At 58.6% G+C, this 11,787-nt stretch carries 12 protein-coding genes; 4 read left to right on the top strand and 8 right to left on the bottom strand.

Annotation, left to right across the window (positions count from 1 at the left end):
- Nucleotides 1-8: 8 nt before the first annotated feature.
- Genes chuS through DBR02_RS19665 form a run of 4 tightly spaced genes read left to right on the top strand, consistent with a single transcriptional unit; the run spans nucleotide 9 to nucleotide 3,616 of the window.
- Nucleotides 9-1,037 (top strand): hematinate-forming heme oxygenase ChuS, encoded by a 1,029-nt coding sequence (gene chuS, locus DBR02_RS19680; RefSeq protein WP_063866474.1) that lies wholly within the window; start codon nucleotides 9-11, stop codon nucleotides 1,035-1,037.
- Nucleotides 1,034-1,852, top strand: coding sequence for a heme/hemin ABC transporter substrate-binding protein (locus tag DBR02_RS19675; RefSeq protein WP_063866473.1), 819 nt, complete (start codon nucleotides 1,034-1,036; stop codon nucleotides 1,850-1,852). Before chuS ends, DBR02_RS19675 begins: the two co-directional genes overlap by 4 nt.
- Nucleotides 1,852-2,844 (top strand): FecCD family ABC transporter permease, encoded by a 993-nt coding sequence (locus DBR02_RS19670; RefSeq protein WP_107535180.1) that lies wholly within the window; start codon nucleotides 1,852-1,854, stop codon nucleotides 2,842-2,844. Before DBR02_RS19675 ends, DBR02_RS19670 begins: the two co-directional genes overlap by 1 nt.
- Nucleotides 2,837-3,616 (top strand): heme ABC transporter ATP-binding protein, encoded by a 780-nt coding sequence (locus DBR02_RS19665; protein ID WP_107535179.1) that lies wholly within the window; start codon nucleotides 2,837-2,839, stop codon nucleotides 3,614-3,616. Before DBR02_RS19670 ends, DBR02_RS19665 begins: the two co-directional genes overlap by 8 nt.
- Here the strand turns inward: DBR02_RS19665 and selO are convergent.
- The 8 genes from selO to pheT form a co-directional block, all read right to left on the bottom strand.
- Nucleotides 3,613-5,055, bottom strand: a complete 1,443-nt coding sequence (selO, locus tag DBR02_RS19660) for a protein adenylyltransferase SelO (protein WP_107535178.1) — start codon at nucleotides 5,053-5,055, stop codon at nucleotides 3,613-3,615. The genes DBR02_RS19665 and selO overlap by 4 nt on opposite strands.
- Before the next feature lie 61 nt (nucleotides 5,056-5,116).
- Nucleotides 5,117-5,830 (bottom strand): EAL domain-containing protein, encoded by a 714-nt coding sequence (locus DBR02_RS19655; RefSeq protein WP_107535177.1) that lies wholly within the window; start codon nucleotides 5,828-5,830, stop codon nucleotides 5,117-5,119.
- Nucleotides 5,831-6,122: 292 nt separating this feature from the next.
- On the bottom strand, nucleotides 6,123-6,587 hold the full coding sequence (locus tag DBR02_RS19650) for an NlpC/P60 family protein (RefSeq protein ID WP_063448974.1): 465 nt from the start codon (nucleotides 6,585-6,587) through the stop codon (nucleotides 6,123-6,125).
- Between the two features lie 72 nt (nucleotides 6,588-6,659).
- Nucleotides 6,660-7,415 carry a vitamin B12 ABC transporter ATP-binding protein BtuD gene (btuD, locus tag DBR02_RS19645; protein ID WP_107535176.1) on the bottom strand — a complete coding sequence of 252 codons (756 nt, stop codon included), beginning with the start codon at nucleotides 7,413-7,415 and terminating at the stop codon, nucleotides 6,660-6,662.
- The gene (locus tag DBR02_RS19640) at nucleotides 7,415-7,966 is read right to left on the bottom strand and encodes a glutathione peroxidase (RefSeq protein WP_022650905.1); all 552 of its coding nucleotides are present in this window, start codon (nucleotides 7,964-7,966) and stop codon (nucleotides 7,415-7,417) included. Before DBR02_RS19640 ends, btuD begins: the two co-directional genes overlap by 1 nt.
- 33 nt (nucleotides 7,967-7,999) lie before the next feature.
- A complete protein-coding gene (gene btuC, locus DBR02_RS19635) occupies nucleotides 8,000-8,980 on the bottom strand; it encodes a vitamin B12 ABC transporter permease BtuC (protein ID WP_107535175.1) in 981 nt (326 codons plus the stop codon).
- Between the two features lie 103 nt (nucleotides 8,981-9,083).
- On the bottom strand, nucleotides 9,084-9,383 hold the full coding sequence (ihfA, locus tag DBR02_RS19630; RefSeq protein WP_003857805.1) for an integration host factor subunit alpha: 300 nt from the start codon (nucleotides 9,381-9,383) through the stop codon (nucleotides 9,084-9,086).
- A gap of 4 nt (nucleotides 9,384-9,387) precedes the next feature.
- Nucleotides 9,388-11,775, bottom strand: coding sequence for a phenylalanine--tRNA ligase subunit beta (gene pheT / locus DBR02_RS19625; RefSeq protein WP_063866466.1), 2,388 nt, complete (start codon nucleotides 11,773-11,775; stop codon nucleotides 9,388-9,390).
- Nucleotides 11,776-11,787: the final 12 nt, after the last annotated feature.

The raw sequence follows: 11,787 nt of genomic DNA, 5'->3' as shown, positions 1-11,787 counted from the left end.
ATAAGATTATGCGTCACTACACACGCTGGCTTGAGCTTAAAGAAGAAAATCCGGGTAAGTACGCGCGTGATATCGCCGGCTTAATGAACATCAGTGAGGCGGAGCTGGCTTATGCACGCGTCGGCCACGACGCCTGGCGGCTGCGCGGCGAGATCCGCGACATTCTGGCGGCGCTGGAGTCCGTGGGCGAAACCAAATGCATCTGCCGTAACGAGTACGCCGTTCATGAACAGGTCGGGGCGTTTACTAACCAGCACCTCGGCGGCCACGCCGGGCTGGTGCTGAACCCGCGCGCGCTGGATCTGCGTCTGTTCCTCAACCAGTGGGCGAGCGCGTTTCACATCAGCGAGGCGACCCCGCGCGGTGAACGCCAGAGCATACAGTTCTTCGATCGTCAGGGCGATGCGCTTCTGAAAGTCTACGCCACGGATAGCACCGACGTCGCCGCCTGGGGCGACGTGCTGACCCGTTTTATCATTGCTGATAACCCCTCTCTGGTACTGGAAGCGGCCGATGCCCCCGCGCATGCCGAGCGCGCAGACGCCAGTACGGTAGAGAACGAGTGGCGCGCCATGACCGACGTGCACCAGTTCTTTAGCCTGCTCAAGCGCCACAACCTCAGCCGCCAGCAGGCGTTTCGTCTGGTCAGTGACGATCTGGCCTGTAAGGTTGAAAACAGCGCGCTGGCGCAGCTGCTGGAGACGGCGCGACGGGACGGAAACGAAATCATGATCTTTGTCGGCAACCGCGGCTGCGTGCAGATCTTCACCGGTGCGGTGGAAAAGCTGACGCCAATGAAGGGCTGGCTGAACATCTTCAACCCGACCTTTACCCTGCACCTGCTGGAGGAGGCCGTCGCGGAGACGTGGGTAACGCGCAAGCCGACGGCGGACGGTCACGTCACCAGCCTGGAGCTGTTTGCGGCGGATGGCACCCAAATCGCCCAGCTCTACGGTCAGCGTACTGAAGGCGAGCCGGAGCAAAGCCTGTGGCGTCGCCAGATTGACGCCCTGACGCCGGAAGGACTGGCCGCATGAAAAACTGGTTTGCCCTGCTCTGCGCCCTGCCGCTGGTCGCCGCCGCCGCGCCGGAGAGAATTGTCGCCCTCGGCGGCGACGTGACGGAGATCGTCTACGCCCTCGGCGCGGAGTCCTCTCTGGTTGCGCGCGACAGTACCAGCCAGTGGCCGCAGGCAACGACAGCGCTGCCTGACGTGGGATACCTGCGCCAGCTCAACGCGGAGGGGATTTTGTCCGTGCGCCCGACGCTGGTGCTGGCAAGCGACCAGGCGCAGCCATCACTGGCGCTGAAGCAGGTTGAACAGAGCCACGTCAGGGTGGTGACCGTTCCCGGCACCCCGGACCTGGGCGCGATTGACGAAAAAGTGCGGGTGATAGCCCAGGCGACGCATCATGAGGCGCAAGGGGAAACCCTGCGCAGCTCGCTGCGTCAGGCGCTGGCGGCGCTGCCCTCGTCACCGCTCAACAAGCGGGTGCTGTTTATCCTCAGCCACGGCGGGATGACCGCGATGGCGGCCGGGCAACAGACCGGCGCGGATGCGGCAATCCGCGCTGCCGGTTTGCAGAACGCCATGCAGGGCTTTACCCGCTATCAGCCGCTCTCGCAGGAAGGAGTGATGGCCAGCCAGCCGGATCTGGTGGTGATTTCTCAGGACGGCCTCACCGCGCTGGGCGGTGAAGAAAATCTGTGGAAACTGCCTGGCCTGGCGCAAACGCCAGCGGGACGAAACAGGCAGGTGCTGGCCATTGATGACATGGCCCTGCTGGGCTTTAGCGTCCGTACGCCGAAAGCCATTCAGCAGCTGCGAACCAGAGCGGAGCAACTGCCCTGATGTCCCGGCGCATCACGCTCTCGCTGTGGCTTCTGGCGGGGGCGCTCACCGTCTTAACGTTCACGGCCACCGGTTTTGGGGCGTTACGCCTGCCGGTGAACGTGCTGTGGAGCAGCAGCGATGAGACGCTGCGCCAGATCTGGCTGACCATCCGTCTGCCCCGCGTACTGCTGGCGCTGGTGATTGGCGGATCGCTGGCGCTTGCCGGCTGCGTCATGCAGGGACTGTTCCGCAATCCGCTGGCCGACCCGGGCCTGCTCGGGATCAGCAGCGGCGCGGCGCTGGCCGTCGCACTCTGGGTGGTGCTTCCGCTCTCCCTGCCCGCGCTGGTGATGCTCTACGCCCCGATGCTGGCGGCATTCATTGGGGCGCTGGCGGCCACAGCCGCGATCTTTCTGCTCAGCCGACAGCGTAACGGCTCGCTGTCACGCCTGTTGCTGGTGGGGATCGCCATCAATGCCCTGTGCGGTGCGGCGGTAGGCGTACTTTCGTGGGTCAGCAATGACGCGCAGCTTCGCCAGCTTTCGCTCTGGGGAATGGGAAGTCTCGGTCAGGCGCAGTGGTCAACGCTGTTGGCCGTGACCTCGCTGATGGTGCCTGCCGTTCTGGCGATCTGGCGTTGTGCCAGCGCGTTAAATTTGCTGCAACTGGGTGAAGAGGAAGCGCATTACCTTGGCGTGGACGTTGCACTGGTACAGCGAATCTTACTGTTATGCAGCGCCCTGCTGGTCGCGGCGGCTGTCGCCGTCAGCGGCGTGATTGGCTTTGTCGGGCTCGTGGTGCCGCACCTGATGCGCATGTGGCTGGGTGCCGATCACCGCGCAACGCTCCCCGGTGCGATACTTGCGGGCGCGCTTCTGCTGCTGGTGGCGGATACGGTGGCGCGCACCCTGGTCGCCCCGGCAGAAATGCCGGTCGGCCTGCTTACCAGCATCCTTGGTGCCCCCTGGTTCTTATGGCTTATCTTTCGGCGTGGAGAACAGCATGGCTGAACGCTATACGGCTGAACATCTTACCCTTACCCGGTCTGGCCGCACGCTGACGGATAATATTTCGCTGTCACTGTCGCAGGGAGAGCTGGTGACGCTTATCGGCCCCAACGGTGCGGGGAAATCGACGCTGCTGCGGCTGCTGACAGGCTACCTGAAGCCTGACAGCGGCCGCTGTTCGCTGGCGGGGAAAACCCTAAGCGAATGGCAGCCGGAAACGCTGTCCCGCTATCGGGCGGTGATGCGTCAGCATACTCAGCCTGGATTTGACTGGCAGGTGGAGGAGATCGTTGGAATGGGGCGTGCGCCCTGGACGCGTCACCCGGAACCGTCGATTGTGCGTGAGGTGTTGCAGCTGACCGGTTGCCTCCCGCTGGCCGGCAGGCGCTATCATGCCCTCTCGGGCGGCGAGCAGCAGCGCGTTCAGCTCGCCCGCGCGCTGGCGCAGCTGTGGCGTAACGGAACGCCGCGCGGCTGGCTGTTTCTCGACGAACCCACTTCCGCGCTGGATCTCTATCACCAGCAGCATCTGCTGCGTCTGCTGAAATCCCTGACCCGTCAGGGCCATCTTCACGTGTGCGTGGTGCTGCACGATCTCAATCTTGCCGCGTTATGGTCAGACAGGATCCTGCTGCTCCACAACGGGAAGATTGTTTCTGAGGGCATGCCGGAGACAGTTTTACAGGCCGACGCGCTGGCCCGCTGGTACGGTGCGCAGGTGCACGTCGGCACGCATCCGGCGCATGCCGCGCCGCAGGTTTTTCTCGCCCCTTAGCTTGAGCAGCTCACTTCCAGCCGCTTGCCCCAGTCCGGCGGGCGGCTGACATAGTCATCGTCCCGGTCGGCAAACGGCGTACGCAGGGCGATATGCAGCCGGTGCAGCTCGGTATAATCCCCCTGCTCTGCCTGCTCAATGGCCCGCTGCGCCAGCCAGTTGCGCAATACCATCGCCGGGTTAACCGCCTTCATCTGCGCCTGACGGGTATCATCGTCAATCTGCTCCTGCTGCAAACGCGCGCGGTAAGCGGCAAACCAGTCATCAAACGCCTGTCGGTCAATAAACTCGTCGCGCAGCGGTGACGCGGCGCTCTGCTGCATGGTCTGACTCAGCATACGGAAGGTTCGGGTATAGTCGCTGCCTTCCCGCGCCATGATCGCAAACAGCCCGTTCAGCAGCGCGTTATCGCCTTTTTCCTGCGTCATGAGGCCCAGCTTGTTGCGCATTAACGCGCCGTATTCCCGCAGCAACACCTCCTGATAGCTGTCGAGCGCATCGTTCAGGGCATCGACGTCGATAAACGGCGACAGGCTTTGTGCAAGACGCTGGAGGTTCCACAGCCCCACCGCAGGCTGGTTGTCGAACCGGTAACGCCCCTGATAGTCCGAATGGTTACAGATGTAACCCGGCTGATAGTCATCAAGGAAGCCGTACGGACCGTAGTCAAACGTCAGCCCCAACAGGGACATGTTGTCGGTATTCATTACGCCGTGCGCAAAGCCGACGGCCTGCCAGCGGGCAATCATTGAGGCGGTGCGCGCGACGATATCGCGGAACCAGAGAACATAGCGATCCGCTTCGTTTTGCAGATGCGGCCAGTGACGACGAAGGGCGTAATCGGCAAGCTGGCGGACCTTATCCGGCTCGCGGCGATAATAGAAGTGTTCAAAATGGCCGAAACGCAGATGGCTTTCGGCCACGCGGATCAGCATCGCTCCCTGCTCCATCGTCTCGCGGGCAACCGGCGTGTCGCTGGTGACAATCGACAGCGCGCGTGAGGTGGGGATCCCCAGCGCATGCATGGCTTCCGACGCCAGACCTTCACGGATGGTTGAGCGCAGCACCGCGCGGCCATCCCCCATGCGAGAGTATGGGGTCAGCCCTGCCCCTTTCAGGTGCCAGTCGCGCGTTTCGCCATTCGGCAACACCTGTTCACCCAGCAGGATGCCGCGACCATCGCCGAGCTGTCCCGCCCAGACGCCAAACTGATGTCCGCTGTAAACCTGAGCCAGCGGCTTCATGCCCGGAAGCAGCGTTTCGCCCCCCCAGACGCCGGCGCCTTTTTCTGGCTGAAAAAGAGACGAAGGGATGCCAAGCGAATCCGCTAACGCATCGTTATGCCAGATCAGACGTGCATTCTGTAAAGGCGTTGGCTTAAGCGCGGTGTAAAAGCCGGGTAGTTCATCATGCCAGTGGGCAGTAAAAGACAGGGTCATAAGTCCTCCTGCTTTAAGTGTAGAGGGTTTCCCTGAACGTAAACACGGGCGAAGAAAGGGGTTATTGCTGAACGAGGGTCGTGACGCGTTCAGCCGGGACGGCAGGCCACAGGGTGCCCTGCATTGCACCAAAATTGAAGGGCAGCACGCGTTGCAGGATGCCGTGATCGTCAATTCCTGAGACCATGACCGACTGACAGTGCGGCGTGATTTGCCAGAGGATAGCGCGCATAAAAGGCTCAAAGGAGAGCGCCGAAACGCGCTGCTGGATGAAGTTTTTATCCAGAATGACCCGTTTGAACAAACCATCATAAACCGGCTTAAGGGACGCGGCCCCTGCACCAAAGTTAGCCAGCACTAATGGGAAATGGATCGCCATTCTTGCCAGCATCAGATCGTCTTTTCCGTTATTTAAACCTGGATAGTTCTCATTAACAGTAAACTCAAGAAACGGATAACGCTCAAGGATTGAAACAGCGTTCTCATTAGTTAATAAAAACTCAACAATTGCGGGTGTAATATTGATCCATGCAATTAACTGATGCTGAATAAAAAATAGCTTACAGGTATCGAGTAATTGCAGTTTCTCCTGAAACAGCGCTAATTCATCTTCCCGGGAAAGATGCGGGATAACCAGTTCCGTCGGGATTCGTACGTCCGTACCCACGCCAGTAAAGTTAACCAAAATCTCTAAACCTTTAAGCAAACCTGCACTATCACGCGCCGGAAGCAGTAAAAGTTCAGACTGGTAAGCATTATCTAGCGTAATAATCATCGCGCTTGTCCTGCATTAAAGATGAGAGAGAACATCCTGGAGCAATTGCAGGCACAATTCCACTGTCTTGATTTTAATAAGTTTAATTTCATTCTTTCCGTATTAATTTTCAGATTTTTCCCTGAATCTTTAATAATTTTATCCTGGTTATTGAATAATAGCCAGTTTTAGATAAAACAGGCACATGCCGACATAAATAATTGGGCAAAAATTTAACTTTAATCAACCCGTAAGAAAAGCCTGACGGCTATATTCACCGCCAGGCTCCCCGCACTGCATCTTTATGCATCGGTTAAATACGTCTGGCCTGCCAGAAGTTTTTACGCCAGTAAACATTATCGAGAGAGGAGCGCATCACGCCACGGCTGGTCGAGGCATGAATGAACTGATTATCGGTGTCATAAATGCCGACATGAAGGCCGCTTTCACCGGAGCCTGTTTTGAAAAAGACCAGGTCGCCGGGCAGGAGCTCGTCTTTATCAATCTCAGTGCCGATCTCCGCCTGCATACGCGTTTCACGCGGAAGCTGTAGGTCAAATTTATCGCGGAAGGTCATCAGCACGAATCCCGAGCAATCCACCCCGCCCCGGCTCATGCCACCGTAGCGATAGGGGGTGCCGCGCCAGTTGCTGAGCTGATCGTTCAGGCTGGCAATGACCGTAATGGAATCGGAAAGCCGTGGGTTGGGCGGAGGAGCACGATGGCTACTGCATCCTGCAAGAAAGAGCGCCGCAACAAGGAGAAACCAGAATCGCATTTCAGACGAATCCTCTGCTTTTTTTGTTCTTTCGGTAATCTAGCGTGCATCTATGCGGCTGTGCAAGAAAGGTTATTCCTGCGCCGTGGAGATGAGCATCTTGTGGCCTTCAATATCCAGCCTCCGGAACGACATGTGGTAAGCACTCGCAAGATTGGAGGCCGTCAGCACGCTGTCGCGCGGTCCGCTGGCAATCAGCTTGCCACGGGCCAGCAACCACACCCGATGGGCGTGGCGCAACGTATGGTTTAAATCATGACTGCTCATCACAATGGTAATGCCCTTGCGGCAGAGCGCGCTGAGCAGGGCATCCAGCGCGGCCTGCTGGGCAACGTCCAGCCCGCTCATTGGCTCGTCCAGCAGCAGCAACCGCCCGTGAGGATTTCCGGACGGATGGATCTGAAGAATAACGGCGGCCAGACGCACGCGCTGCCACTCGCCGCCGGAAAGCTGGCTGGCCTGTCGGGTGAGCTTATCGTCTAACCCGAGCGCCGCGGCAACGTCGTGGAGCAATGCCACCTGATTTTTATCAGGCAGGTGCAGCGTCAGGTAGTGCCAGACCGGCATCGCAAACGGCGGCACCTGCTGCTGAACCAGATAGCTTCGACGGGAGGCGAGCGTGGCGGGTAGCCATTCGTCAAGAGATTGTCCAAGAAAGGTAATCTCCCCTTCCCCGGCGGTCAGCCCCGCCATGCGCGCCAGCAGCGTGCTCTTCCCGGCACCGTTTGGCCCAACCAGGTGAAGTATTTCCCCTGCGTTGACGGTGGCGGTTACAGGCTCAAGACGTCCCTTCCCGGCAACGTCTGTGAGCTGCATCAGCAGCGACATTATTTCGCCAGCGCCAGCTTGATAGATTCCATCACGATAGGATCTTCAGGCGTCATGTCCGGGGAAAAACGCTGTACGACCTGACCGTCACGGCCAATCAGGAATTTTTCGAAGTTCCACAGAATATCGTCCGGATAGAGCGGCGCCCGGCCTTTGCTCGCCATGCGCTCGTAGAAACCACTCTCTTCAGGCGCAACCGCTGTCGGCGCCGCAGCCACCAGCTTGGCATACAGCGGATGACGATTTTCCCCGTTCACATCAATTTTGCTGAACATCGGGAACGTCACGCCATAGGTCGTGCTGCAAAAGGTCTTAATCTCCTCTTCGCTGCCCGGCTCCTGCCCCAGGAACTGGTTGCACGGGAAGCCGAGCACGGTAAAGCCGTCTTTTTCCCAGGCTTTATGAATATTTTCCAGCTGTTCATACTGCGGCGTCAGGCCGCATTTCGACGCCACGTTCACGATGAGCAGCACCTTGCCCTTGTAGCCTTCCAGCGTGGTTTTCTCGCCGTCAATGGTGGTCACTTCGGTATTCAGAATATCAGACTGCATAGCATTCCCTCAGGTTGACTTACGGGTAGTGTGTTAACGTCCAGCTTTCAATAATAGCCAGATAAAGGCCGGCGCGCCCAGCGTCGCGGTCACCACGCCAATAGGCAGCTCTGCGGCGGTCAGAGCGAGCCGGGCGATGATATCGGCAATCAGCAGCGCTGCCGCCCCGGCAATCGCCGTGGCCGGGAGCAGGGTTCGATGGTCCGTAATGCCGCAAAGACGCAGCATATGCGGGATCACCAGCCCAATAAAGCCAATCGCACCCGCCAGCGCCACGCTTACGCCCACCATCCAGCCGATGGCGATAACCAGCACGTTGCGCCAGAACCCAATCGGCATCCCAAGCTGACGAGCAGACGTTTCACCCAGCGCGAGCAGATTCAGCGGCTGCGCCTGGAATGCCGTCCACAGAATGACCGGAAGCAGGAGCAGCATCAGCCACCCCTGACGCCAGTCAACGCCCCCAAAGCCCCCCATCATCCAGTACATCAGCTGGCGCAGATCAAAAGAGGTGGAGAAGTAGACGGCCCAGGTCATCAACGCACTACAGATGATCCCTAACGCCACCCCGGCAAGCAGCAGCCGGCTGGTGGATAAGTGGCGTCGGGCAAAGCGCAGCAGGATGAGGGTTATCAACAGCGCGCCAACAATGGCGCTGAGGCTAATCCCCCAGGCGGAGAGCTCGCCTCCTCCCAGCATCACGGCGGCGATTAGCCCGACGCCTGCGCCATTCGACACTCCCAGAAGCCCGGGTTCCGCCAGCGGATTTTCAAACAGTGCCTGCATGATCGTGCCGCACAGCGCCAGGGCAGCGCCGACTAAAACGACCGCCAGCGTCCGCGGCAGGCGGATCTGCCAGACAAAGATCTGTCCCTCTGGCGTAAACCAGCTTGCCGGCCCCAGCCACCGATCGCCCGCACACAGACTGACCGTGGTGGCGACAAACAACAGCACCCCGAGCAGACACAGGCGGCGGAGATCGGAGCGGTGCTGGCGACGGGCAAGATCAAGCATAGACGATAGGTTATCCGGTTGAGATATCATTGATTTTACGGCGGGTTTGGCAAATAGCGCAAAGAAAAAAGGCCGCGTGAGCGGCCTTTTTAGTTAGTTCATATTACTCTGCTTTGGGCGTTGCGTTTTCGACACGGCTTTTTAACTTCTGACCGGGTCTGAAGGTCACCACGCGGCGGGCTGTAATGGGAATATCTTCCCCCGTCTTCGGGTTACGGCCCGGACGTTGGTTTTTGTCTCGCAAATCAAAATTGCCAAAGCCGGAGAGTTTTACCTGCTCACCATTTTCCAGAGCACGACGGATCTCTTCGAAAAACAGCTCTACCAGCTCTTTGGCATCCCGTTTGCTAAGCCCAAGCTTATCAAACAGATATTCTGACATTTCAGCTTTTGTAAGCGCCATAGGTTCAATCCCTCAATGATGCCTGGAATCGCTCTTTTAATGCCTCTACACATTTGGCGACGGTAGCGGCAATCTCCTCTTCTTCGAGTGTACGGCTGGTATCCTGAAGGATAAGGCTAATAGCGAGGCTCTTGAAACCTTCTGCTACGCCCTTGCCGCGGTACACGTCAAATAAGTTTACGCCAACTACCTGATTTACGCCAACTTTCTTACATTCGGCCAAAATATCTGCTGCGGGCACATTTTCGGCGACCACAACCGCGATATCACGGCGGTTTGCAGGGAAGCGAGAGATGTCCTGCGCCTGAGGAATCACGCGGTCTGCAACCGGGCTCCACTCCAGCTCGAACACGATGGTACGGCCATTCAGGTCCAGCTTACGTTCCAGCTCTGGGTGAACAACGCCAATGAAACCAACGCGTTTGCCGTCTAAATAAATCGCCGCACTCTGGCCCGGATGCAGGGCCGGAATCGCTTCTGCACGGAATTCAATTTCGGATAATTTACCGGTCAGATCGAGAATAGCTTCCAGATCGCCCTTCATATCGTAGAAATCAACCGTCCCTTTTGCCAGGTCCCAGTGCTCTTCATAGCGGTTACCGCTGATGGCACCCGCCAGCATGAGATCCTGACGGATGCCTAAATTCGCCTGAGTATCCGGTACAAAGCGCAAGCCGCTTTCGAAAATACGCACGCGGTTTTGCTGACGGTTCTGGTTATAAACGACAGTGCCCAGCAGGCCGGTCCACAGGGACAGACGCATCGCTGACATCTCGCTGGAAATCGGGCTTGGCAGGATCAGGGCTTCCTGACCCGGGTGGATCAGCTGTTGCAGCTTAGGATCAACGAAGCTGTAGGTGATCACTTCCTGGTAGCCTTTGTCGTTCAGCATGGTTTTCACACGCTTCAGAGACAGGTCGGCTTCGCGATGGCTGCCCATTACCAGACCCGCCTGCACCGGCTCGTCAGGGATGTTGTTGTAGCCGTAAACGCGGGCCACTTCTTCCACCAGATCTTCTTCGATCTCCATGTCGAAACGCCAGGATGGCGCAACGGCTTTCCACTCGTCCTGACCTTCTGTCACTTCACAGCCCAGACGCGTCAGAATATCAGTTACCTGCGCATCGGCAACGTGATGACCAATCAGGCGATCCAGCTTGCTGCGGCGCAGGGTAATGGTTGCACGCTTCGGCAGCGTCGCGTCGTTGGTCACATCGATAACCGGACCGGCTTCACCGCCGCAGATGTCGATCAGCAGGCGAGTCGCACGCTCCATCGCTTTGTATTGCAGCGCAGGATCTACGCCACGCTCATAGCGGTGAGAGGCGTCAGTGTGCAGGCCGTGACGACGCGCGCGGCCAGTAATGGAGAGTGGGCTGAAGAACGCGCATTCCAGCAGGACGTTTTGCGTCTCGTCATTGACGCCAGAGTGCTCGCCGCCGAAGATACCGCCCATTGCCAGCGCTTTGCTGTGGTCAGCAATCACCAGGGTGTCGGCGTTCAGCTTCGCTTCGCTGCCGTCCAGCAGCACCAGGGTTTCGCCCTCTTTCGCCATGCGCACCACAATACCGCCTTCGATACGATCTTTATCGAACGCGTGCATTGGCTGGCCCAGCTCCAGCAGAACGTAGTTAGTGACGTCAACCACCGCGTCGATAGAACGGATACCGCAGCGACGCAGTTTCTCTTTCATCCACAGTGGGGTTGGCGCTTTAACGTTAATGCCTTTCACCACGCGACCCAGGTAGCGCGGACAGGCGTCAACGGCGTCAACCTGAATTGGCAGCGTGTCGCTGATGGTGGCTTCAACCGGCGCGATCTCCGGCACGTTCAGCTCGGTCTGGTTCAGCACGGCCACGTCGCGGGCCACGCCGATGATGCCCAGGCAGTCGGCACGGTTAGGCGTCACGCTGATTTCGATAGTGTTATCATCAAGCTTCAGGTATTCGCGGATGTCAGTGCCAATCGGCGCATCCAGCGGCAGCTCGATGATACCGTTGTGATCGTCGGAAATCCCCAGCTCGGAGAAGGAGCACAGCATGCCTTCTGACGGCTCACCGCGCAGTTTAGCGGCTTTGATTTTGAAATCGCCCGGCAGTACCGCGCCCACGGTCGCCACGGCCACCTTCAGCCCCTGACGGCAGTTTGGTGCGCCGCAGACGATATCCAGCAGACGGTCACCGCCCACGTTCACTTTTGTTACGCGCAGTTTGTCGGCGTTAGGATGCTGGCCGCACTCCACCACTTCACCTACTACTACGCCGGTGAAAGCGCCAGATACGGGCTCTACGCCATCAACTTCCAGGCCCGCCATGGTGATCTGGTTGGAAAGCGCTTCGCTGTCCAGCGTGGTGTTAACCCATTCGCGTAACCACAGTTCACTGAATTTCATTGTTCTGTCCTG

Source organism: Enterobacter cloacae complex sp., assembly GCF_900322725.1.
Lineage (GTDB): Bacteria > Pseudomonadota > Gammaproteobacteria > Enterobacterales > Enterobacteriaceae > Enterobacter > Enterobacter quasihormaechei.
The sequence above is the reverse complement of the archived record's forward strand: the minus strand, read 5'-3'. Positions and strand labels throughout refer to the sequence as shown.